The organism is bacterium 336/3, from assembly GCA_001281695.1.
GTDB lineage: Bacteria > Bacteroidota > Bacteroidia > Cytophagales > Thermonemataceae > Raineya.
On the sequence record LJIE01000007.1, the window covers coordinates 18686 to 43110 of the forward strand.

Sequence of the window (24425 nt, forward strand, 5' to 3'; positions counted from 1 at the left end):
AAAATTTATACAATTTTTACACAAAACTTACATGCCATTTTTTATATAAAAACTATTCTATTGCAATTATTCAAACAAAATAATCTCATTTTTATTCAAAAAAATTATTTTATTACACCAACTCAAAATCAGGGATTCCCTGATGCGTAGAAATTTTTTCTTGCTTAGATTGCTAAGAAAAAAACATGAAGAAATACTTTACTCATAATGGCTCAAACGCTGAGGGTCCTTTTAGCTTAGAGGAACTCAAGCTAAAAGATTTTCATAAAGATACTCCTATTTGGTATGAGGGTTTATCCAAATGGGCTTGTGCCTCTAATATAAAAGAACTCAACGATTTTTTAGAACTTCCCTCCCTTCCTATTCACAAAAAAAGCTCAAAAACTTCAGAAAGAAATGGAAGTTTCATAGGTTTATCTATTTTACTCATTGCTCTTGTAGTTCTTGTTGCTGTTTTATACAATCATAACCAAGGAACAAAGCAAAAAAGTATCGCTCTACAAGGTCAGGTGGCTACTTATGAAGAGAAAGTAATGGATATACAAGAACAAGAAGGTGATGAACCTTCCAAATTTTTGAAACTAACATGGACTTCTGAACAAAATTTTTGGGGTGATAAAATAAGAATTACAGGAGCTATCTACAATACTGCCCAAGTAGCCACTTATAAAGATGTGGTTATCAAAGTGTATTATTACACCAAAACAGAAACCTTGCTAAAAGAAGAAAATTATACCATTTATGATTTTTTTAAAGCCAACTCTTCTAAAGATTTTCTTCTTAAAGTTAGGAATTATCAAGATGCACAATCTCTCCAATTAGAAATTGTTTCTGCTTTACCAAACTGATAAATGTATTTGTCATCTTTATGTTAATCCTCAACTACAAGGATTAAAGGGTTTTAAAAAACAGTTTCCTTCTTTATTAGGATAATTAAAAGTATATTAGTGAAGTATTTTTATAAATTTCAAGCTATTTTTTATATAAAAGTAGCCTGAAAACGCTTTTTGTATGTATATTTGCGTACAATCATCCATAGCCGTATGAAGATAATTTCTATTATCAACCACAAAGGAGGCGTAGGCAAGACGACTTCAACACTCAATTTGGGCAAAGCACTCTCTATTCTCAAAAAAAAAGTTTTATTGATAGATTTAGACCCACAAGCCAATTTATCTTTGATATGTAGCACTCATTTGGATAAAAAAAGCCAAACCATTACAGAGTCTATCGTAGACGAAAAGCCTCTGAAACCTGTTAAAGTGTCTGAAAATATGGATGTGGTGGTTTCAGAACTTGATTTAGCTTTTGCAGAAGCGAAAATATCAGGAAAATTAGATAGTTTTTTCAAATTGGATAAAGCCATCAAAAAACTCAATGCAAAATATGATTATATTTTAATAGATTGCCCTCCAAGTGTAGGGATACTGACATCCAATGCCATTATTGCAAGTACAGATATACTCATACCTGTACAAGCTCAGTTTTTGGCAGCCAACGGACTTGGCGAGATTATCAATCTTATCCAAGAAGTCGATAGTAATTTGGGTAAAAAAACGAATATTTTAGGTATTCTGATGACACAGACTCGTCATACAGTCATGTCGAAAGCCTCTGTGGAAACTGTTACTAACAAACATAAGAGCAAGGTATTCAAAACACATATCAGAGAAAATGTAACATTACAAGAGTCTTCGGCTTTGCGTCAGGATATTTTCACATACAACAAAGCTTCAAATGGAGCAGAAGATTATTTAAGTTTAGCCAACGAAATTTTAAGTATATGAGTAAGAAAAAAAGTTTGCTTTCGGGCTTTCTAAACGAAATTGTAGAACAGCAATCAGCCATAGAAAAAGAGAAGGAGATAACCATACTCGATGAACTCAAAATATTTATCAGAAGCCTTACCAAAGAAGAATATGAGCAACTGGAAGCCAATTTGATAGCTGAGGGTTGCCGAGATAACCTCATTGTTTGGAACAATGGCAAACAATTGATTCTTATAGATGGACACAACCGATACGATATTTGTACCAAACATAATATTGCTTACAAAACTACCGAAAAGCAATTTGATAATCTGGAGCAAGTAAAAGACTGGATGATTGCCAATCAGTTGGGTAAGAGGAATTTAAGTGAAGAAGAAAAAAAATATCTGAGAGGCTTACAATACAAGAGAGAAAAGAAAAAAGTAGGCGAAAATCAACATACTGGAGGAGTGGACAATTTGTCCACCCCTAAAAAAACTATCGAAAAACTGGCTGAAATGCACAAAGTTTCAGCAAAAACGATACAGAGAGATGAGAAATTTGCATTGGGTATTGATAAAATAGCCAACAACAATGCTGAAATAAAACAAAAGATTTTAAACAAAAGTGTCAAAGTCCCTCAGGAGCTTATTCAAAAGATTGCGGAAAACGATTATGATAAAAAAGCAGTCGAAAATCTGAGAAAAGCCATTTTGAAACAAGACACAATTAAAGTAAAAGAAATTTCTCAAAATCTTTTAAATATCCCATCTGAGGTTGTAGTAGATGAAGCAAGTAGTATGAAGAAAGAAATTGTAGAGAAACTAAAAAGCGTCCATGATATAAAAGTGCTTCAGAAAATTGCTAAAATTTTGAGCTAATACAAAAAATTAAAAATCAGGAATTTACATATTTAATTACGACAAAAACTCAGCTTAAGCCTAAGAAATATTTTGTAAATTAAACATGTGATTAAAAAGTGGCTAAATTTATGAGTTTAGCCACTTTTTAAATATTTATAGCTTTATAATCAATTTAAAAACAAGTATTTATATGTGTAACTACGACAAAAACTCAGACAAAAATTGATGCAGTTTATCAAAAAAAGATTACTATTTATTTTTGATTTTCAACCTTTTAAATTTATAACTACGACAAAAACTCAGACAAAACAGAAGTTTTTTGTAATTACTCAAAATCAAATATTGAAATATCTGTTAAACCTATAAATAAATGATAATGAATTATTTGAGATATTAATTACGACAAAAACTCAGGCAAGCAGTATAAAATATTTGCTAATATTTAGTCTAACTATTTGATTTGTAATTTTTTAAATAATAAACTACGACAAAAACTCAAGGTTATCCACAAATAATAAAATCAAAAATACTTTTTTAAAAAATCTTCACAATATTTGTATTATTTGTAATATATATTTGTTTATATTTGTAGCCTCCTTTAAATAAAAAACGTATCATATATAAATAAAAGATTTACAGTTTCTTATGTAATAATTTTGAGTATATAAATTTTACTAATTACGACAAAAACTCAGCTAACTACGACAAAAACTCAGCTAAACTACGACAAAAACTCAGCTAATTACGACAAAAACTCAGAGCGACTACGACAAAAACTCAAGATTATCCACATCTCCAAAATACAAGAAAATTATAGAAAGAGAGACAATCTATTACGACATAAATTTTGATTTGTCGTAATTATTTTCTATTTTTCAAAAAAATAAGGATAGTTGAGAGATGGCAAAGAACATTATTTATCAGGCAAATGCAATCACACAAGCCCGTTATGAGCTTTCAGCCTTACAAAAAAATATTCTGTATTTGGTAATGGCTCAGATAAAGAAAGATGATGCTGTGGATAAGAAATATAGAGTTTCAGTAGTTGATATGGAGCGTATTTTGGATAATCAAATTAGACCAGATGATATTCGGAAAGCAACGGCTAGTCTTGTTACGAAACTCATAGAAGTAGAAAATCCTGATGGAGAAGCAGGTTTTTTGCAGATGACTTTTTTTAGTTCTGTTTCCTATATTCAAAAATCAAGAACTATTGAGCTTGAGATTTCCCAAAGACTTAAACCTTATCTTTTTGACCTCAAAGAAAAGTTTACCACTTTTCAGTTGGATATGGCTTTAACTGTAAAGAGTAAGTACTCCAAAAGGCTCTATGAAATGCTTTCCCAGTACAAAGATACCAAAAAGATGTTTATTAAGGTTGAAGACCTTAAATACAAACTTTTTATTTTAGATGAAAAAGGAGGGGATAGTTATCCCAATTGGGCAGATTTTGAAAAAAGAATACTTAAAACGGCTCAAAAAGAGTTGGATGAGTATACTGACATTGCCTTCAGTTACAAAACCAAGAAAACAGGAAGAAAAGTGACTTCTTTAGAGTTTTTTATCTCTAAAAGGCATGTCAAGGCTACAAGTTTAGTATTACCAGAAATTGAAATATTAGGTAAAGAACAACTTTTAGAAAGACTTACTTCGCAGTTTAAACTTCGTAAAGATCAATCTCTCAAAATCTTAGAACTTTACACAGAACAAGAAATTAACAAGCGTCTCTATGAGATTAATATCTTGGTTATCAACAAACAGATTTCAAGTGTAGGAGGGTATACTGCTAAAATTTTTGGTGTGTAATTTGTGTTTATCTGAAAATGGAAGAAGGTCTTTTTCTCAAAAAACTTCTTCTACAATATAATTTTTTTGGTTGAATGAAAAACTATCTCCAATTAATTTATATAGAAGTTCTTTCCCAATGGGAGAATCAGGAGAAATGATAAAGAAAGTTGCATGTTCAATTTTCAATTGCCCCAATCCAATACTAATGAAAAATATTCCTTGATTGGTTTTGACGATAGAACCCAGACCTATTTTAGTATGTGTTTTATGGGTGTCAATACTAACCAAGATATTTTCTAAAGCTTGTGTTTCCAAAAGTCTTTTTTTGTTTGAATCAATTTCTATCTGCATCATGGCTCTAGTGGTTTCATATTTATCCCCAGCACTACTTTTGGTATCATCTCTAGATGCTTCTTGAGCCAATTCTATATTATTTTCCAAAATAGTTTTCTTGTTCTGTAACAGTTCAAGGCACTTTTCTATCAGTATTTCTTTTGTCATGATTTTTTTGTTATCTATTTTCTTGAAGGCATTCATTAAGTTTGCAAGATTACTTTTTTGCAAAACCTGAATCACAATAGAAGCAAATTTATCAGATTTGATAATATTATCCCAAGTTTTTTCTGTGGCTACAACAATATAAAAAACTTTTAATTATAAGAAAGCATTTATTACTTTTTCGTAAAATTCATCTTAAATAGCTTGTGAATGAATTTTAGTTGTATCGAAAACTGGAATTTCAAAGTCATCTTGACTTATCAAAGAAAAAAAAGGCATCAGGCTTTCAATAACATTGCTATTTTTGTTATTGCCATCAATAAATTATGTTAGACAGACTCATATTATAATTTTATACAAATGCATCAACATTTATTAATTGCTCAAATATCTCTATTTACAAAATCTTAGTGAGTCTTGAAGTTTTTGTGATAAAATGTCTATTGGATTTTCGTTATACTTGTCAATATACTTTTGAGTTGCTGACCAACTTCTTAAATAACCTAATATTTCCGAAAGCGTCACGTGCTTTTTAATAAAAAACGCTCTTCGGTTTTCAAAGAACGTTTCTACTATATTTAAGATAATAAAAAAAATAAAATCACGTTATAATTTTTTTGACAAAATTGCGTAAGTTTAAAAAATTACGCAATTAGTCTAAATTCTGCCAGCCTTTTTCAGGATGATATAAGTAAATAATAGGTTATTTTGTATTGTTTTAAGTATCGAAACGCAAATATTTATAAAAACATAGTTCTTATATAAAAATTTAAACGACTGTATTATTGAAAAGTGATTTTTTTACTTGTAACAAATTTATTAAAGACAATACCTATTAAATAATTTTAAACTCATAAAAACATGAAAAAAATAATTTTAAGTCTTGGCTTATTTTTTATTGGAATGCTTTGTCAAGCACAAACAGTAGACCAAATTATCACAAAGTATTTTGAAAATACAGGTGGTAAAGAAAAGTATGAAAAAATAAATGGTATTAAAACTACTGGAAAAGTTAAATATGGAACATTGGAATTACCATTAGAAGATGTCAGGTTAAAAGATGGTAAAACATGGTCAAAAGCAGTATTTCAAGGCATGAATTTTTACCAAAATGTATTTGATGGCTCAGTACTATGGAATACTAACCAAATGACTATGAAACCAGAAAAAGCAAATTCTGAAGCAACAGAAAATTATAAAAACGAAGTTTTATCTTTTCCTGATCCTTTTTTGAATTATAAAAAAAATGGATATTCATTAGAATATATGGGAAAAGAAAAAATTGAAGGAACAGAGTATTTTAAATTAAAATTGATTAGAAAACCGATAAAACAGAATGGTAAAGAAATAGCTAATGTAAGTTATTATTATTTTGATATGGAAAATTATGTACCAATAATTATAGAAAATGAAATAACTGAAGGGGCACAAGCGGGTAAAAAAATGCAATCTTTCCTAGGAGAATATCAAGAAGTTAACGGTATAACTCTTCCATTTTCTATAGATGTAAAAATGGATGGACAAGTTTTATCTAGCATAAAGTTTGAAAAAATGGAAATTAATCCTAAAGTTGATGCAACTATTTTTAAGTTTGTTGAATAATTTAACACAAAAATAAGATGAAAATATTCGCAATAAATAATCTAAAAAATAGAATATCTATTCTCTTTTTTGTTTTGGCAACGTCAATTTATGGACAAAATACAACTAAAGTAGATGAATTATTTGGTTCTTTAAAGGCAAGACAAATAGGTCCTGCAGTTATGAGCGGAAGAGTTACAGATATTGCTTTACATCCTAAAAACACAAATACTATACTAGTAGGAACTGCAGGTGGTGGAGTATGGAAATCTTCTAATGGTGGTTTAAATTTTAATTCTATTTTTGACAAATACAATCAATCTATAGGAGCTGTTGCTTTTGACCCTAATAATCCTGATGCTGTTTTTTGGGTAGGAACAGGAGAAGTATGGACAAGGAATAGTGTTTCTTATGGAGACGGGATTTATAAAACTACTGATGGAGGATTGAATTGGACTAAAATGGGTTTAGAGAATTCAGAAAGAATAGGAAATATTCATATAAATCCTAAGAATTCTGATGAAATCTATGTTTCCGTTTTAGGAAAGTTGTGGGGTGATAGTGAAGATAGGGGAGTATATAAAACTACAGATGGTGGTAAAACTTGGAATAAAATTTTATATGTAAATCCTAAAACAGGTTGTGCCGATTTAGAAATGGATCCTACTAATCCTAATATATTATATGCTAGTATGTGGGAATTTAGAAGAACTGCTTGGTCATTTGAATCGGGTGGTGATAATGGGGCATTATATAAATCTATTGATGGTGGAAAAACTTGGAATAAAATACACAATGGCTTTCCAAAAGGAAAATTGGGAAGATTAGCAATTGCTGTTGCACCTTCTAATACTAACATTTTATATACTGTAGTAGAAAGTGAAAAAGCAGAAACTAATGGTTTATATCGTTCAGATGATGCAGGTAATTCTTGGAAACATTTGAATAAAGATTTTGAATTAACAGTAAGACCATTCTATTTCTCAAGAATAGTAGTCAATCCTAAAAATCCTGATATGGTGGTAAAAGCAGGCTATTCTGGTTCTATAAGTAGAGATGGTGGAAAAACTTTTAAGAACTTGGGTAACATGCACCCAGATATTCATGATATAGTATTTGATTACAGTAATACCGATAAATTAATTGTAGGGAATGATGGTGGTGTAAATATTTCATTAGATGGAGGTACAACAACCTTTTTTGTAGATAATTTACCTGTTTCACAATTTTATCATGTTAGTATTGATAATGAAAAACCTTATAATATCTATGGTGGTTTACAAGATAATGGTTCATGGTATGGTCCTTCTGACAGCCCACAAGGTATTGAAAATAAAGATTGGGTATGTGTAGGTGTCGGCGATGGATTTAGAGTATACCCACACCCTACTAATTCTAATATTGTGTATTCAGAAATGCAAGGAGCAGAAAATATATGGAGATATGATAAAGTAAAAAAACAAACCAAAACAATAAATATTTTACCTGAAAAAGATGAAAAATTAAGATTTAACTGGAATGCTTCTCTTACCACAAGTCCTAATAAACCAGATAGATTATACATAGGAAGTCAATTTTTACATGTTTCAGAAGATATGGGGGATAACTGGAAAAAAATATCTCCAGATTTAACTACAAACAATAAATTAAAATATGATGACATCAATACAGGTGGATTGACAAGAGATAGATCTGGAGCAGAAAAAAATTGTACTATTTTCACTATTGCTGAATCTCCACTAAATGAAAATATTATATGGATAGGTACTGATGACGGTAATGTTCAAATTACTCAAAATGGAGGAAAAACATGGGAAAATTTAACTTTAAATTTTCCAAATTTACCTAAAGCTACATGGTGTTATCATATAGAAGCAAGTGTATTTGATAAAGGAACTGCTTATGCAGTATTTGATGCACATACAAAAAGCGATATGAATTCTTATGTTTATAAAACTACTGATTTTGGAAAAACTTGGAAAAGTATTGTTACTCCTGAGATAAAAGGAAGTTCAAGAAATATACAAGAAGATTTAGTAAATCCTAATTTACTATTTTTAGGAACTGAATTGGGATTATTTATTACTTTAGATGGAGGAAATACTTGGGCTCAATTTACTTCTAATTTTCCAGCTGCTTCTGTTCATTTTTTGACTATGGACAAAGCTACTAGCGATTTAATAGCAGGTACTCATGGAAGAGGAGTCATTATTATTGACGATGTCTCAACATTAAGAAGTTTAACACCTGAAATAGTAAATAAAGATTTTCATTTTTTTGATATAAAAACTATCGAATACAATGAAGAATCTACCTTTGGTGGTGGTGGAAATGTAACGGAATTTATAGGAAACAACCCTACTAAAAATGTTAAAATAAATTATTATTTAAAGAAAAAACCTGTTTTTGGAAAATTTAGTTTAAAAATATTTAATTCAGAAAACCTTGAAGTAGCTGATTTAACTCCTTCTAAAAACAAAGGAATAAATACTGTAACTTGGGACGGAACCATGAAACCACCTAAAATTGCAAAAGCCAAAACTATGACATATGATGGTTTTTCTAGTTTAAGAGTTCCTGAAGGAAGTTATAAAGCAGTTTTTTCTAATGGTAAAGAAAATTTTGAAAAAACCTTTCAATTAAAATATCCATCCAATTCTGTAATAAAGATAGAAGATAGAAAATTACAAGAAAAAACAGCAAAAAGATTGTTTGATATGAATCAAGATTTAGCTTATGTAGTCTATCAAATAGATGAAGTTATAGATCAATTAACTTCCAATACATTGTTAAACAATAAGTTAAAAACTGAAACTTTAAAAAAGTTACAAAGTTTTAAAGAAACTTTAGTAATTACAAAAGGAAATAATTACACAGACACATCAGATCCTGAATTAAGAGAAAAAATTGCAAGTCTTTATGCAAAAGTTAATTCTACATTTGAAAAACCATCTAGTAATCAACTAGATAGATTAAAAGAGCTAGAATTACAATTAGGAAATGCAATGAAAAAGCACAATGATTTTTTAACTAAGGATTTAGTAAAAATAAATCAAGAAATAGTGAAGCTAAAACAAACAGAAATTGTTTTTAAAAGTTTTACGGATTTTGTAAAAGAATAATTCATAAAAAAGAAAGCTGTTTTAATTTTAAAACAGCTTTCTTTTTTATAAGTTTTATATACACCTTTTTTAACTATTTTTTTAATCACTGCTAAATTATCAATTAAAAATTAAACCCAAAATCAAACCCAGGTTGAATAAAGTAGTTAGGCCATCTTTTTTCTACTGCTTTAAAAGATTCTGGAACATTAGTTCTTATAGGCCAATAACTAATTCCAATAGCTGGTTCAAAAAAGAAGCGGTTTTTAAAAAACTTAAACTGGTAACCCAAATAGAAATCCAGATATAAGGTGTAACCATTTCCAATCTTTTTTTTATTCTCATCCACATATTTTTCGAAAGCATTCATTGCGGTAACAGATGTATATACACCTTTCCACCAAAACCGCTGATATCCTATTTGAGGAGCAAGTATGCGTGCATGTCCAGGATAGTTTAGTCCAGGTGCATCAAAATCAGGTCCAAAAGGGATACCAATTGGCCAAGAATAAATGGACCTTTTAAATTTAAAGTGAATAACATCTTTAGGCGTTATCCTGTATCCTGCATTTATTTGTATAAACTCTGGATTATTTGTTTTATCAAAATTACCTAATAAAAATAAGGTACTACCAACAAACCATCTTTTGTAAGTACTGTCTTTTTTTGCATTCTGTGCATTCACCTGTAAACTGCTTGCCAAAACTAAGGTAAGTCCAATCCATAAAATTTTCTTTTGCATATCTTTTTTAATTAATGTTAAACGATGCTGCAAAATAGATTGGTAATAAACTTAAAATCGTTCACTTAAGGTAAGAAATGAAGTTACTCTTTGCTTTTCTCCAAAATTCTTGCTCTTAACCTACTTAATGATTGTGGTGTTATACCTAAAAAACTTGCTAATTGGTGTTGTGGAACACGTTGAACAAGGTCTGGTCTTTTTTCTAGTAAGTTCAGGTATCGTTGTTCAGGTGAAGAAGTCTTAAACTCATCAAAGTCCATTTGTTGTTTGGCTAAAAGTTCTTCAGATAATATTCTGCATAGGTTTTCAAACTTTGGAAATTTACTGTTTATTTCTACTTCCATATCAGAATTTGAAACTGTAAGTATAGTGTCTTCTATACAACTTATATAATATTCGGATGGAGTTTTGCTGATTACACAAGAGGGTGTCAAAACTTCCATTTCTGTGTAGAAAGCAGTAGTTTTTTCTTCACCCTCTAAAACATAATATGTTCGAATACATCCTTTTAGAATAAAGTAGCTATCTTTCGATATTTGTCCTTCTTTGAGTAAAGTGGTCCCTTTCTTTACTGAGCGAAATATGTCCAAAGGAGCAATAGCGTTCTTTTCATCTTCTGTCAGAGAAACGTATTTTGATATAAAGTCAAATAGTATATTTTTCATTGTTTTGTTGTTGTTGTCTATTACACTTGCCACCAACTCATAAATATACTTAATATACGTATTCTTTTAAAGAATTATATCATTAACAATACAAATCGTATATATTGTATTGTTAAATATTCTTTTCCCTAGAAATAAGGTCTATGACTATACAAAAACTGCACATTTTTTAGAGTGATTTGTAGACTCTCAAATAATTTTTTGTCAGGATTTAATGGATATGAAAACAAAAAGTGGAGAAAGATTCAAGCGACAACATTGTTCCAGAGTAATCCCCTTTTCTTGTGTGTTCTGAAGAAATGCAAAGCATTCGTGAATAGCTTAAAAAATAAATAAACAAAATGCCAATGGCTTTTTTTCTGGGGTTTGTTGTAAAATGCTAAGTTAGCACTTCCATTTGCTTGATGAAAAAGTGATAGGCTGAGTAATGAGTTAAAGCCTTAAAGCTCAAGATACCAACATTGTTGCTCTGAGAACGGCTATCAATAATCTATTCTATTACTAAAGTTTTATTTTATTCTAAGAGGGTTTCTCAGTATTCTTGAAAAGAATTTGTACAATTAACTAAATACTGTGAAATACAAAGAAGTATGGAAAAGGCTCTTTAGCCTGATTTGTAGACACTTTTTATAAATTGGTCTTTTTATTTGTTTTTGTTCTCTTAATGAGTTTTACTATTTCAAACCATATTACTGAGATAAAACCAATAATTATACAAATTAACAGTTGCAATATATTTAATGTGTCAAATTGAAAGAATGTTGTTAATGGTTGTAGATAAAGAATAAGTCCTACAATAGCAGTGGTTATGAAAATGATTAATAAAAGCATATTGTTTTTATACTTTAGGGTCGTAAAAATGGAATAATAAAATGAACGGTTAATCAATGTTAGAAAAATGTTTGCTGTAATTAAAACAGTAAAGGTCATTGTTCTAGTAAGTGCCTCATTATAACCATTTATTACTGAATATTGGTAAACAAACAATATTCCTGCTGTGATGAATAATCCTTGGATAATGCTTATGGATAGTTCTCTCCAATTAAAGAAAGTTGTTGTCATTGGTTTTGGTTTCTGCAACATTATATTTGCCTCAATTGGCTCATTTTCATAAACAATAGAACAAGTTGGTCCCATTATTATTTCTAAAAAAATGATGTGAACAGGCGAGAAAATATTTGGATATATCCATCCTAAAGCTAAAGGAACAAAAACTGTTAGAATGATTGGTATATGTATGGATATGATATATTGAATGGCTTTTTTCAGGTTAGCATATATTTTTCTGCCCATAGCAATTGCATCTACCATTTTAGACAAATCATCTTCTAATAAAATGAGTGATGCTGCTTGCTTTGCTATTTCTGTTCCTTTTTTACCCATTGCAATTCCAATATGTGCTGCTTTCAATGCTGGACCATCATTCACACCATCACCTGTCATGGCTACAATCTGGTTGTTGAATTTTAAAGCATTAATTATTTTCAGTTTGGCATTGGGGAACATTCTTGTAAAAATATCTATATCATTTACACAGCTTTGCAACTCTTTTTCAGATAATTCCATTAACTCATCTCCTAAAATTGTTTTGTCGTAACCCTTAAAGCCAATTTGCTTTGCAATTGAGGTGGTAGTGACTGCATTGTCTCCAGTAATAATTTTTACTTTGATTCCTGCTGTGTAAAAATCATTCAAAACGCTTTGGATATTTTTTTTAGGTGGGTCGTAAAAAGCAACAATACCTTTAAATTGAAAAGGTAAATCTTGTTGATTTGCTGGATAGCTATCACCCTTAAAATCAGAAACACCAACACCTAGAACTCTGTAACCCTCGGTTGCTAAAAGCTGAATAGCAGTATGAATGTCTTTTTTCTCTGTTTCTGTAAGTTTTGAAACATTTATTAATGCTTCAGGAGCTCCTTTAGCTGCTATAACTCTGTTGCCATTATTGTCCGAAAATATATGAGTCATCATTGGTGGTTTGCCACCTAATGGATATTCATGAATGAGTTTATAAGCTGGTCGTAAGTCATTTTTTGTTAATTTTTTATAAGTTTGATGCAATGCCACTTCCATTGGGTCAAACGGTATAGGCTCACTTGCCCACATTGCTAATGCTATTAATTCCTTTTCATCATCATTTAATACATCTTCCAAACTAAATATTAAATTGCTTTTTAACACAAATAGTTTTGCCAAACTCATTTTGTTTTCTGTAATCGTTCCTGTTTTATCAATGCATATAACAGTCGCACTGCCTAATGTTTCTACTGTTTTCATTTGTTTTACTATAATGCCCATTTTCATTAAACGCCATGCACCTAATGCCATAAATGTGGTGAAAGCGACAGGTATTTCTTCAGGTAAAATGCTCATTGCTAAAGTAAGCGACTGCAGTAAGCTTTTCAATATATTTTGCGACTGCCAATAGTTAATAGCCCAAACGACTGCAAAAACTACTGCTCCAGCAATAGCCATCCACTTTACAAAGTTGGTAATTTGAATTTCTAAAGGTGTTTTTTCTTCTTTGATTCCTTCTAAGCTTATTCCAATTTTACCTAATTTGGTTTGGTTACCAACATTGGTAATTTCTGCTATGGCTAATCCACTGGCTACTGTTGTTCCACTATAAATAAATTTATCTTCTTTTTCTTTATCCTTAAAAACTGCAAGCGATTCGCCAGTTAGGATAGATTCATTTACTGAAAAGTCATTGGAATGAATAATTGTGCCATCTGCCGTAATTGAAGTACCTTCTTCAACCATCAGGCAGTCGCCTATTACGATGTTTTCACTTTTAATTTCTTTGATTTTACCATTGCGAATGACCTTGCAACTAGGCTGAGAAAAATCTTTTAGCTTTTCTAAAGCATTTTTACTTCTTGAAAATTGATATAAGGAAATGGATGTGATGAAGATAATGGCTAGAACCAAAAAAAATCCGTTTCCTATTTCGCCACTGATAAAATAGATAGTAGAAGCTATCAATAATATTATTATCATTGGGTCTTTAGCAATTTGTTTTATGATATCTAAGAAATGGTTTTCTTTTTTAAAGGTTAATTTGTTTTCACCAAATTTCTCCCTTGCAAGAATTACTTCTTTATCATCTAAACCGTTTATGTCGAACTGATTATCAGGCATGGTTGCAGATAGCTATAATTGCCAGCTTTTGTTATGGATTCAATAAAATATAGAACATTGTTAATCATCTTTATCGTTTTCTGAATTCTGTGTTGGAACTGTCGTACCATTCGAAATTTCGGTATGTCTGATTTGACCTCCGAGATAACCTGTTCTTGCAACAAGACCAAAACTAATTAGGGCAATAAATAAAATTATAAATGCTGTTGATCTTATGAGTGAAGATTTTCTCAAAGTTAAAAACAAACCTGCAACAGACGCAACTCCCAAAATGATTAATGATATTAAAGCAAATAATGCAAATTCCTCATGTATTTTAATAGTAGCTTCAGAAACACCTTGTATTTTTTCTACTGTTTCTTCTGCTACTTCACCAGTAAGATAAGCAATGCCAGCCCCAATTGCAGAAATTATAAAAAGGTTATATGCAGCAATCTTTGTCTGATTACTCTTTGTCCAAAGTCCGTGAACAAGGACGAGTCCACCTAAAATTGAACCAAAAATCGGAAGATGTGTAATGAGTAAATGAATATGTGTTTGGTTCATTTTAATTTATTTTAGTCAAAAATTATAACTATATTTTAATATAAGAATGATAGAAATCATATTAAGCAATGAGTTATTGTTATTTAAACACGATAAATTTTTTCCTTTCTGTTAATGAAAAGTCGCAATGATTGGGTGCTGTGGTATAAGTGTTACCACAAGCAGGACAAACAAAATATATAGAAGGCAAACTGTTTAAAGTGTTATTATTAATGTTGCCCAAGACCTGTTCAAAAAAGAATTTATGTTTTAGTTCGGTTTTCATTGCATAAGTCAGGCTTAAAAATGCAATTTGGTTATCTGCAATTTCTGCTGTTTCTAAAAAGTTAGGATACATGGTTTTAGCTTCATAAGCCTCACCATTTATATCATCAGACAAGTTTTCTTTTGTGGTTTTAACTTTATATTCAGGAGTTATTATAGGAACCGTTGCTCCAGCATTTTCAATCACAGCTTTATGATTTATTGCATGTATATTTTCGGCTGCTGAAACTGCATTGTATAATATTGCAATGTTATGATAGCCTTCTTCTTCAGCTTTTTTTGAAAATGCCTCATATTTAGCTGTTGCTGTTTTCTCTCCTTTATATGCTGATTGCATATTTTCAATAGTTTTAGCTCCTGCATCTATACGTTCTTTGGTTGTTCTTTTTACTTCTGTCTTTTTATTTTTGCAAGAAGTTATTATCAAACAACTAATTGTTGTTATGAGTATGGAATAGATTAGAAATAACTTTTTCATTTTAATTGCTTAAGATTAATTATCATGTAAAGCTAATCTCAAATTCAAACTTAGTTGTTACACAAGTAAGTTTTTAAGTTGTATGATTCACACTTTGTCAAAAGATTAGTCAATGGTTAGGTGGGAGAAAGAGTTAGGAGAACCAGAGGTTGACGTGAGCCAAAAAACTCTTACTTTTGAAAAATGAAACAGAAACTTATCCGTAAAGTGTATGATACAGTATTCAAGATGAAAACTGTAGAATTGGGTAATGAACGTTCCAATATTGCAGAACTGGCACAAGAACTTGGAATTGGAGCGAGACATCTTAAAAAAAGCCATTGGCATTTTGTTGTTGTACAACAGTTATTGATGTTCATACCCATTAAATTAAGAGAAAGGTATATAATATTTAGAGAATTCTCCGACTTTACAAGAAAATCAAAATCATTTTTTTTGAAGATCGTTTCGGAAAAATGAGGCTTTTAGCAAGACACATGCCAGTGTTTTACCTTAATTTAATAGGGGTTGTACTGTGTTATAGGCAGGCAGGCATTTTGTTAAGGTCGTTTTGCAAGCTTTTCAATTGTTAATCCTTGTATGATTATGCTAAACAGTACACAGAAATATGCTGCAATTAAAAGTATATTTTTTGTTTCACTGTCTGGTAACGATAATACCAAAGCCAATGAAAGTCCTCCACGTAAACCACCCCAACTAATTATTTTTACTTCTTTGTTTGTTAGTTTCAGAAGTTTTGGAAATACTAAATGAGGAAGATAAACAATTATTATTCTTGAGAGCAACACTATGAAAACTGAAATTAGTCCGACCCAAATATACTTTGTCTTGAAGTCAATTACAATGAGAACAAAAGCAATTAAGATGAATAAAACCGCATTGAGAATAACGTCAACTAATTCCCAAAATTTATGAACATACTCTTGTGTAGTGTCACTCATTGCAACGTCTTGTCTAAAATTGCCTACCATTAAACCCATTACTACCATTGACAAAGCTCCTGAAAGATGCAAATAATTACACAAAGTATATCCTGCCATTACAAAAGCAAGTGTCAATAAAATTTCTGTTTGATAATGGTCAATTGATTTTAAAAGTAAGTAAAGAAAGTAGCCCAATGCAAGCCCCATTAAAATCCCACCTATGGCTTCTTGTATAAATAAAAGCCCAAAATGTGAAAGGCTAAATTCACCTGTGCTTAATGTGTCTAACAATGCAATAAAAATAACTACGCCAACCCCATCATTAAATAAACTCTCACCAACAATTGTATATTCTGCCCCTTTGGGAACATTAGCTTTTGTCAAAATTCCTAAAACAGCGATTGGGTCAGTAGGTGATATTAACGCTCCAAAAATTAGGCAATAGATAAAGCTAATGTTTAAGTTGAAAATTTGAGTCAATCCATAAAATAGAGTAGCAATAATGATTGTGGAAAGCAAAACGCCACCTAATGCAAAAGTTGCTATTGGTCTTATTTGATGTTTAAGGTTGTTCCAATTGGTATGCAATGCACCTGCAAAAAGTAAAAACCCTAATAAATAGTTGAGTACAATTTTATCAATATTAGCAAGTTCTATATATGTTTTAATTTCTTGTAGAGGAATGTTTAGCCATAATTTTGAGCTGATTACAAAAACAGATAAAACAGTTGATAAAAAGAACAATCCAATTACAAATGGCAGTTTCAAAAATCGTTGGTTCACATAAGCAAAACCTGCTGATAAGCAAATTAGGATTGTAAGAGCAAGGTATATATTCATTTATTTTTCAAAGTTAATCACTCTACTCAATTTTTGTTGGTGTCCAACATGCTCGCCTATAACGTCAATCTGTGAAAAAACTAGGTACTTATTATTCAAATATAGATAAAAAGAGTTTGCAAAGAAGGTTTTAAATATGTATTTTTATATTTTTTGTTCTTAGAAATACAAAAAACAGTATTAAAAAATACTGTTTTTACTCTAACATCAAATAGAGAGCATGAGACTGCTCTATTTTACTAAGGATTTTTATTTAGTTTTAACTGGGGAATTTTTGATTATATTAAGTTTCCTCTGCTTGTTTCTCATCAAGCCTGCCTTTAATTCGCTTTAGCAATTCTTTATATTTTACTTCTTCAAATTTTAAGTTCATGCCTGTATTTTGAAGGTTTCTTGATAATACACCTTTATTTCCTTGTATTTTCAAACCCTTGTTTATTTTAATGATTATATGCATGACTGTTAAAGTTTCTATGAATATACAAAACTGTTAATTCTTTTTGAATATATAATTACAGATATGAATCATAAAATTACACATATCATACTTTTTTAAATGATTCAAGTATTTGAAATATAGTAATATGATATATATACAAGATATAGCAAGGATTGTGTAAGGCTTAGCTTTCAAATTAGACCTACCTTTGTATGGCTATCAAAACCATTATTCTTACGTTGATAGCAATAAACCCTTAAACCAAAAATTTTATGAGCTTCATAGATGAAAAAAGTACTTGGAATAAATTGAAAGGTAAATTGAAACAACAATATGCCATCCTTACTGATGATGATTTACTTTTTGAAGAAGGTAAACAAGATGAGTTGGTGGGAAGACTACAAACCAAACTTGGAAAAACAAAAGAAGAAATTCTTAAACTAATTAGTGGAGTGTAATACCCCTTTACTTTATGAGCCATTATACATAATGGTTTCTATAACATATCACTTCTAAACTTAACATCATGAAAAAGATAGAATTATTAATTATTACATATTTATCTGTATGTATCACTTTTATGAATTGTACTACTCCTTCACAAAAAGTTGAAGATGCTGAAAATAAAGTGGAAAAAGTAGATAAACAACTTGATAAGGCAGATAAAGAGTTGGAAGAAGCCCAAAAAGAATATTTGGAAGATGTAAGAAAAACTAGAACAGCATTTTTGAACGCATTGATTAAAAATGATGAAAAAATTATGGTATTCAAGGAAAAAATAGCTGTTGAAAAGCAGGAAATAAAAGATAAATATACTCAGAAGATAACTGAACTAGAAGAAAAAAATCAAAAAATGAAAGAGAAACTGGAAAGTTATCAAATAGAAGGTGAAAATCAATGGAAAGCATTTAAAAAAGACCTTAGCCATGATATTAATGAGGTTTCAGAAGATATCAATCGTCTTAAAACTACTCAATATTAATTTTTACAAACTTAAACTATAAAAAAATGAAAAAACTATTTTATATAATCGTGTTAATTACTCTTTCAACACACATTAGTGTTGCACAGGATGATGATAGTAGAGAAAAATTCCATTTGGGACTAAAAGCTGGTGCAAATTACGCCAATATTTATGATTCTAAAGGTGAAGAATTTACAGCTGATGGCAGATTTGGGTTTGCTGGAGGTGTTTTCTTTTCTATCCCTATAGGCAAATACTTAGGTGTTCAGCCAGAAGCTTTAATTTCTCAGAAAGGTTTTCAAGGAAAAGGTGTTCTTTTAGGTAGTAATTACGAATTTACTCGTACAACAACCTATTTAGATGTACCCTTATTGATTGCCATAAAACCTGCTCAGTTTATTACCATACTGGCTGGTCCTCAATATTCTTACCTCTTGCGAAGAAAAGAGAAATTTACAAACAATGGAGCAACCATTCTTCAACAACAAGAATTTGAAAATGACGATATCCGTAAAAATACACTTTGTTTTACAGGTGGTGTAGATGTGAATATTCAACAACATATGGTTGTAAGTTTGAGAACTGGTTGGGACTTAAGAAATAATAGTGGTGATGGAAACTCTACAACTCCTCGTTATAAAAATGCTTGGTATCAGGCCACCATTGGATATAGATTCTAGAAAAAACACAAGTTTTTCTAGACTGTTTTTACAAAAATTTTAAGGAAAGTAAATTTTGAAGTCATTTTTAAATACAGCCCTTTTAAAAGGGCTGTATAAGAAATGTTTTTTCTCTATTTTACTATTTGTCATGCTTAAGTCTGAGTTGGGCAAAAATTACTGATGTTATAGGGCGTTTTTTATTCGTCAATGTCTTCAAATGTTAGTTCGTTATTGGTTTTACTTATTGATATTCTTCTGAATGTTGGTGCGTAGCCTTCACGTCCACTTGGTTTAAAATATTCTCGAATATAGGATTCTTTGGTCTCATAATTCTGAACAATTTTTTTACCGAAATACCTGTCAGGAGCAGGTTGATACATTAATATCTCTAAGGAATCATTGTTCGATTTAAAATTGTCTGCACTTTTTATTTTAGTGATTGCATTTTGTTTGTCACGTTCTGATATTTTTAATGTAAATGTGTGGTAGTAGTCGCCAATTGCAGACATAGATTCATTCTTCAATAATTCAAAGTCGTCTGTCATTTTAATGTCCTGTTCTTCAACTAATTCTTTTGCATTATTCTTCGTGAAAAGTTGGTCTTCAAATGCAATACAAAGACCTATTGTCAATACAAAAAGTCTGTATGCAATTGTCAAGTATTTAGCAGTTTTTGGATAGCCGAGTCTTTTAGGAATGAAATAGAACAAGAGTCCAAGTCCAATTGGGATTCCTATGAACACTAAAATTAAAAGTCCTATAAATAGTATTGAGTCCAAATGTTTATTATCTGTTAGTTGTCGTCCTAAAATGCTCCGACCTTTCAGCTACCACTAATGTTTATTTGGAGCCGAAAAGTCTCTGCCACCACGAACGTCCCACTTTTGGCAAGTTGCTGTTAATGCTAGGTTTTTCTTTCAGGTAATTAATCACTGTTTCGTTGTCTGTATGTTTATATGTTTTTTTTAATTTTTCTAAGTCGTAGCCATGAAATCCAAGAGTAACTGGAATCACAGACTGCACTTTCGCTCCTTTCTCTTTGAAATTTCCTGTCTTTGTTATTTTGACATTAATTACTTGAAATGCTATACTATACTCTTCCCAACTTTGCAGATAGATTGTTCCGCAAGATTTACATTTAAAAGAACTATCGCCATCTTTTTCCAAATGCTTTGAGAAAATAAAAAAAATTTCTTCTTGGTCAAGGAAACTAACAGGCTTGTCCCATTGTATAAAGTTTCTAAATCTTTGATATTCGCAGGGGCAACCTTCACTGTAAATTGTTTGAATAAGTTCTTCGGACATTGAAATGAATTGTTTTCGTTTAAGATTAAATTCATTTACTTTATCTAGGTTGTTATTCCATTCTACTGAACCTCCAATTGTCAAAACACCTTCCTTATACTTTTCACCCTCTTTAATTTGAACTTTAACTTCATTGTTTTCAACTGGTCCAATGTGAATGTATTCTTGAGGAACTACAATCTCTCCGAATTTGTCAATAAGTCCATAAGTTTTAGAATCACCAAATTTTGCATAACCATTTTCAAATTTAGTTAGAATACGAAATTGATAGTCGATGATTAATTTTCCTGTTTTGTCAATTGCTCCATGTTTGTCATCAATATTTCTTACTACAGCAATGTCGTTTGAAAACTCCTCTGCAAAATGAAATTGTGGCTCTATTATTTCTTGTCCTGTTTTGTCTATGTATCCCCATTTTTCATTTATTTTAATCCGTGCGAGTCCTTCAGTAAAATTTCCGTATGATTCATATTTATTCTGAAAAGGAAGAACAATTTTTCCGTTAGAGTCAAAATAGGCGTGAGTGTCTGCTTGAGTTACATTAAAAAGTCCACCTGAAAAAGGTTCAATAAAGTCATAAATCGCAGGAATAATTACTCCATTTTCAATGGTCATAATACCCATTTTGTCTCCGTCATAAAATTGAAAATATTCTCTGTCCATTGGTCTGTCTTAAACTTGGCTCTAACGGCAGTCTCTGAAAAAACTCTTTTTTTCTTAGAAAATTATCAAAATCATGCTCATTTTTTACAAATAAAGCCCTTTGAGCGATTCTAATTTTATGCACCTAATTTATAAGTATAAAAAATGAATAAAGTAGATTGTCTTAAAATTAGGCGTTTTTTGGGTATTTCTAAACAGCGTAAGCATAATCTTTCATGGTAAGTTGACAAATACCTGATTATGTATGAGTTATTATTAAAAAAATCCTATTAAAGAATTTTTTTGATAAAATTTTTAATAGGATCATATTTTCCATATTTGTGATGTTTGGAGACAATGTGATTTTGATAGGCACACCTAATGGGTGGTAGTTTTATTTTATCTTATTCAATTCGTACACAAAGCTTTTTGAGTCAACTTTTGAATTTTTTAAATCTGGCTTTTTATCTTTCTCAACAACTAAAGGCATTCCTCCTTCTAAATTTGTAACAATTCCGTTTTTATCAACAAATATGTTTACTGGATAAGCACTTGTAAAATATTCGCAATATTCTCTCGCATTAACGATATGTGTGAAATTAAATTCCTTTTTCTTCAAAAATTTTTTTACTTTCTCTTTTGTTTCAAAAGTGATAGCTAAAAAAATTATTCCTGAATATTCGGGTAATTCTTTAAGTCTATTTAATTCAGGTATTTCAAGTATGCATGGTAAACAAGATGTAAACCAAAGATTTATCACCATTGGTTTTCCTTTAAAATCTTCAAATTTTAAAGTTTTATCATTTATATCTTTTAAAACAAAGTTAGGAAGTGGTTTCCCAATTATTTTCTTTTTATGTTCTTTTTCTTTTATAAAATTATCCAGTGAAGCACTATCAAGAACATGAATTCTAAACTCGTAAATGATACTATCTCCTTTTTCAATTTTGTTTTTGAAGTCTTTATAAGCAATCATTCCCAATTTGCTCATTTTACTTGTCAATGCAGACATAGTGGAATCAATGGTTTTTTCAGAAACAATATTTCCATCAGCATTTTTATAATAAGTTCTTTTTGTTTCTGTTGTTTGTCCATACAAAATATTTATTCCAAAAAACAAAACGAAAATAGTTAAGTTAAATAGCCTCATGTTTGAATCTTTATGTTATACTTACTTAATTGTTTGGGTAATTAATACTAACTCATAAATATACGCAATATATGTGTTTTCTTAAAAAGAATTATATCAAAATGTATACTGCAATATAAAATATTGTTTATTAGTATTTTATATTAAAAATAATACAGAATATGCAATACACTTTTATAAATTATCTAATGGACTTTTTATCTTTTTGATACTTTCTTCACTGACATGAATGTATTGCAAAGTTGTTTTCAAGTGCTGATGACTTTACAATTCTTGTAAAAAAAGTTTGAAAAATTGCAGATAATAGTTTAGAGGCACAAAAATGTAAATTTGTATATCACTCCACCTAATTCAAAATTCATATTGGCAACAGTATTATTCAATTTTTCTAAAAAAATATCTGACAGATTTTGTCCTGATAATGTATAACTCACAATTTCATTTTTTTATTTCGGATAAATAGTACTCTTCCGAAAAAATATTGATTACCATAAAATTCATCATTGTAAAACATACCAGTAAATTCTTTTAAATTTATTTTATCAGGATTTGGAAGAAAAGGAAAACACATTTTCAGCAAAAAATGGAAGTAGCTCTTCTGATTGAAAACTCAGGTATTTGAAAAACAGTGTATTATTTTTTGCAACCAATGAGAAAAAATTTCCAAGGCGTATCTCATAATCACCATCCATTTTTTTAAATCATTATTTGTGTAATTAGGTGTGATTTTTTTCTCTTGCATACGTTGTAAGATATAAATCCAGAATACCATAAGATAGTTTCAATGAATTAAACAATTCTAAATTTCCTATTACAATTATCGAAAATTTATGCTCTGGAACTCTCAACAAATAAGTTCGATAACCAACTTCTAAACCTTTGTGAATTTTACTCTTCTGACTCAGTCCGTAGGCGATTTTTTCTCCAGAATTTAAATAACTTGGGCTTCATCCTCTTAAATATTTTTTGTTTTCCAATAAATTGGATTGTCAAAATTCATAGCCAAAGGCTAAGATTATATGCTGTCATATAAATACCTGTGGAGAAGTTCTTAAGGAAGGCAACCATTCAAATAGAATGAAATATGTTCACCATTGTTTTTCAAAACTATTAACTTTGTTTTTTTTGTAGAACATATTTGATAGACACATGACAGCAATGGCTATTTTTGCAATTTGTTTGCTCATCACAATCATCCTTATTGTGGCCTTTTTGATGATCTCAGGCACAGGAGTCATGATGCTTATTGTTATTTTCCCAGCTATTATAGCAGAGACCATCACAGGAGAACGTGGTATGTTTTCTCCCAATGGTAGCGACTCCAAGTCTACTTTATTTAATGCTATTATTTGTATCTTTGTCTTGATTGAAGTAGTCCTAGTTGCTAGTATATTCTTTGGCATCTACTGCCTGTTTTGTGGCTTTCCTCATACCGAAACTTCCTCAAAAATAGAAAATTCTCTTTCAATATCTGCCCAAATTGGTCACTTAGTGATTATAAATAAAATATTACTCGCCTTAAACGCCTATTTTGTAATCATGTATATCTATTACACTTATAAGTTTAGAGATACCTTTAAAGAAATGAGGGGACTTACACTGTTTAGCAATCGAATTATGCCTATAATCTCATTTCTATGGGCTATTATTTATTTAATTGGGTGTCTAAATTATCTGCAAAGTTATCCAGAGACAAGTAGTCTGAGTTTCACATTTAAATTAATAGGTGCCATTTATATACTTCATATTCTTTATTCTATAGGCAAAACCATTTACGTATTATCATTCACTTTGCGTTCACACATTTCTGAATTAAAATTCGGATATTGGCTTGGACTCGCTCAAAGTATAGTTTACAACATTTTATTCTTCTATTTTTTCTTGCAACTCTAGTTCCCACTCTGGATTAAGTCTTAACTCATACATTAGATGGAGCAAGTTTGCAACTTATTTCATCTAAATCAAAAAACATTTCTGATTGTCACTAATACCATCCACGTTTTTATGAACTATAAATAGAGATTTTTTGAAGGTATTGAAAGCTTCAAAACAGATGATATTGCTCATTTATATCAAAAAGAT

General features: G+C 30.2%; 17 protein-coding genes and 4 pseudogenes. 10 read left to right on the forward strand and 11 right to left on the reverse strand.

What is annotated here, in order from left to right; all coding sequences use genetic code 11:
- Nucleotides 1–185 precede the first annotated feature (185 nt).
- From AD998_21545 to AD998_21560, 4 genes and pseudogenes are all read left to right on the forward strand, one after another.
- A complete protein-coding gene (locus AD998_21545) occupies nt 186–848 on the forward strand; it encodes a hypothetical protein (protein KOY84333.1) in 663 nt (220 codons plus the stop codon).
- A gap of 195 nt (nt 849–1043) precedes the next feature.
- Nucleotides 1044–1787 (forward strand): hypothetical protein, encoded by a 744-nt coding sequence (locus AD998_21550; GenBank protein KOY84350.1) that lies wholly within the window; start codon nt 1044–1046, stop codon nt 1785–1787.
- A 77-nt stretch (nt 1788–1864) separates the two neighbouring features.
- Nucleotides 1865–2308: pseudogene (locus AD998_21555) on the forward strand (hypothetical protein).
- A 1203-nt stretch (nt 2309–3511) separates the two neighbouring features.
- Nucleotides 3512–4417 carry a hypothetical protein gene (locus tag AD998_21560; GenBank protein KOY84334.1) on the forward strand — a complete coding sequence of 302 codons (906 nt, stop codon included), beginning with the start codon at nt 3512–3514 and terminating at the stop codon, nt 4415–4417.
- Between the two features lie 36 nt (nt 4418–4453).
- On the opposite strand, the gene AD998_21565 is transcribed toward AD998_21560, so the two are convergent.
- Nucleotides 4454–4900 carry a hypothetical protein gene (locus AD998_21565; GenBank protein ID KOY84351.1) on the reverse strand — a complete coding sequence of 149 codons (447 nt, stop codon included), beginning with the start codon at nt 4898–4900 and terminating at the stop codon, nt 4454–4456.
- An 858-nt stretch (nt 4901–5758) separates the two neighbouring features.
- On the opposite strand from AD998_21565, the gene AD998_21570 reads away from it, so the two are divergent.
- Both AD998_21570 and AD998_21575 read left to right on the forward strand, forming a co-directional pair.
- Nucleotides 5759–6499, forward strand: coding sequence for a hypothetical protein (locus AD998_21570; GenBank protein ID KOY84335.1), 741 nt, complete (start codon nt 5759–5761; stop codon nt 6497–6499).
- A 17-nt stretch (nt 6500–6516) separates the two neighbouring features.
- Entirely contained in the window at nt 6517–9600 is a 3084-nt protein-coding gene (locus AD998_21575) for a hypothetical protein (protein KOY84336.1), read from the forward strand.
- A 103-nt stretch (nt 9601–9703) separates the two neighbouring features.
- Here the strand turns inward: AD998_21575 and AD998_21580 are convergent, their stop codons facing one another.
- From AD998_21580 to AD998_21600, 5 genes and pseudogenes are all read right to left on the reverse strand, one after another.
- On the reverse strand, nt 9704–10321 hold the full coding sequence (locus AD998_21580) for a hypothetical protein (protein ID KOY84337.1): 618 nt from the start codon (nt 10319–10321) through the stop codon (nt 9704–9706).
- 83 nt (nt 10322–10404) lie between these two features.
- Nucleotides 10405–10986 (reverse strand): cyclic nucleotide-binding protein, encoded by a 582-nt coding sequence (locus AD998_21585; GenBank protein ID KOY84338.1) that lies wholly within the window; start codon nt 10984–10986, stop codon nt 10405–10407.
- A gap of 627 nt (nt 10987–11613) precedes the next feature.
- The gene (locus AD998_21590) at nt 11614–14130 is read right to left on the reverse strand and encodes a haloacid dehalogenase (GenBank protein ID KOY84339.1); all 2517 of its coding nucleotides are present in this window, start codon (nt 14128–14130) and stop codon (nt 11614–11616) included.
- A gap of 60 nt (nt 14131–14190) precedes the next feature.
- Nucleotides 14191–14676 (reverse strand): hypothetical protein, encoded by a 486-nt coding sequence (locus tag AD998_21595; GenBank protein KOY84340.1) that lies wholly within the window; start codon nt 14674–14676, stop codon nt 14191–14193.
- A gap of 151 nt (nt 14677–14827) precedes the next feature.
- A pseudogene (locus AD998_21600) lies at nt 14828–15277 on the reverse strand (hypothetical protein).
- 324 nt (nt 15278–15601) lie between these two features.
- Between AD998_21600 and AD998_21605 the strand changes: the two are divergent.
- Nucleotides 15602–15877, forward strand: a complete 276-nt coding sequence (locus AD998_21605) for a hypothetical protein (protein ID KOY84341.1) — start codon at nt 15602–15604, stop codon at nt 15875–15877.
- 80 nt (nt 15878–15957) lie between these two features.
- Here the strand turns inward: AD998_21605 and AD998_21610 are convergent, their stop codons facing one another.
- A complete protein-coding gene (locus tag AD998_21610; GenBank protein KOY84342.1) occupies nt 15958–17181 on the reverse strand; it encodes a hypothetical protein in 1224 nt (407 codons plus the stop codon).
- A gap of 711 nt (nt 17182–17892) precedes the next feature.
- Between AD998_21610 and AD998_21615 the strand changes: the two genes are divergently transcribed.
- The 3 genes from AD998_21615 (at nt 17893) to AD998_21625 (ending at nt 19264) form a co-directional block, all read left to right on the forward strand.
- Nucleotides 17893–18078, forward strand: coding sequence for a general stress protein CsbD (locus AD998_21615; GenBank protein KOY84343.1), 186 nt, complete (start codon nt 17893–17895; stop codon nt 18076–18078).
- Nucleotides 18079–18146: 68 nt separating this feature from the next.
- Nucleotides 18147–18602, forward strand: coding sequence for a hypothetical protein (locus AD998_21620; protein KOY84344.1), 456 nt, complete (start codon nt 18147–18149; stop codon nt 18600–18602).
- A gap of 26 nt (nt 18603–18628) precedes the next feature.
- On the forward strand, nt 18629–19264 hold the full coding sequence (locus tag AD998_21625) for a hypothetical protein (GenBank protein KOY84345.1): 636 nt from the start codon (nt 18629–18631) through the stop codon (nt 19262–19264).
- A 179-nt stretch (nt 19265–19443) separates the two neighbouring features.
- Here the strand turns inward: AD998_21625 and AD998_21630 are convergent, their stop codons facing one another.
- The 4 genes and pseudogenes from AD998_21630 to AD998_21645 form a co-directional block, all read right to left on the reverse strand.
- Complete coding sequence (locus AD998_21630) at nt 19444–20025, reverse strand: hypothetical protein (protein ID KOY84346.1); 582 nt, start codon at nt 20023–20025, stop codon at nt 19444–19446.
- A 700-nt stretch (nt 20026–20725) separates the two neighbouring features.
- Nucleotides 20726–21145: pseudogene (locus AD998_21635) on the reverse strand (hypothetical protein).
- Nucleotides 21146–21587: 442 nt separating this feature from the next.
- Nucleotides 21588–22022, reverse strand: a pseudogene (locus tag AD998_21640) (hypothetical protein).
- Nucleotides 22023–23431: 1409 nt separating this feature from the next.
- Entirely contained in the window at nt 23432–23746 is a 315-nt protein-coding gene (locus AD998_21645) for a hypothetical protein (protein KOY84347.1), read from the reverse strand.
- Nucleotides 23747–24425: the final 679 nt, after the last annotated feature.

What these genes read in the sequence shown, in the direction of transcription:
- AD998_21545 (KOY84333.1), top strand. Translation starts at nt 186, where the DNA reads ATGAAGAAATACTTTACTCATAATGGCTCAAACGCTGAGGGTCCTTTT.
- AD998_21550 (KOY84350.1), top strand. Translation starts at nt 1,044, where the DNA reads ATGAAGATAATTTCTATTATCAACCACAAAGGAGGCGTAGGCAAGACG.
- AD998_21560 (KOY84334.1), top strand. Translation starts at nt 3,512, where the DNA reads ATGGCAAAGAACATTATTTATCAGGCAAATGCAATCACACAAGCCCGT.
- AD998_21565 (KOY84351.1), bottom strand. Translation starts at nt 4,900, where the DNA reads ATGACAAAAGAAATACTGATAGAAAAGTGCCTTGAACTGTTACAGAAC.
- AD998_21570 (KOY84335.1), top strand. Translation starts at nt 5,759, where the DNA reads ATGAAAAAAATAATTTTAAGTCTTGGCTTATTTTTTATTGGAATGCTT.
- AD998_21575 (KOY84336.1), top strand. Translation starts at nt 6,517, where the DNA reads ATGAAAATATTCGCAATAAATAATCTAAAAAATAGAATATCTATTCTC.
- AD998_21580 (KOY84337.1), bottom strand. Translation starts at nt 10,321, where the DNA reads ATGCAAAAGAAAATTTTATGGATTGGACTTACCTTAGTTTTGGCAAGC.
- AD998_21585 (KOY84338.1), bottom strand. Translation starts at nt 10,986, where the DNA reads ATGAAAAATATACTATTTGACTTTATATCAAAATACGTTTCTCTGACA.
- AD998_21590 (KOY84339.1), bottom strand. Translation starts at nt 14,130, where the DNA reads ATGCCTGATAATCAGTTCGACATAAACGGTTTAGATGATAAAGAAGTA.
- AD998_21595 (KOY84340.1), bottom strand. Translation starts at nt 14,676, where the DNA reads ATGAACCAAACACATATTCATTTACTCATTACACATCTTCCGATTTTT.
- AD998_21605 (KOY84341.1), top strand. Translation starts at nt 15,602, where the DNA reads ATGAAACAGAAACTTATCCGTAAAGTGTATGATACAGTATTCAAGATG.
- AD998_21610 (KOY84342.1), bottom strand. Translation starts at nt 17,181, where the DNA reads ATGAATATATACCTTGCTCTTACAATCCTAATTTGCTTATCAGCAGGT.
- AD998_21615 (KOY84343.1), top strand. Translation starts at nt 17,893, where the DNA reads ATGAGCTTCATAGATGAAAAAAGTACTTGGAATAAATTGAAAGGTAAA.
- AD998_21620 (KOY84344.1), top strand. Translation starts at nt 18,147, where the DNA reads ATGAAAAAGATAGAATTATTAATTATTACATATTTATCTGTATGTATC.
- AD998_21625 (KOY84345.1), top strand. Translation starts at nt 18,629, where the DNA reads ATGAAAAAACTATTTTATATAATCGTGTTAATTACTCTTTCAACACAC.
- AD998_21645 (KOY84347.1), bottom strand. Translation starts at nt 23,746, where the DNA reads ATGCCAAAGAATATACTAGCAACTAGGACTACTTCAATCAAGACAAAG.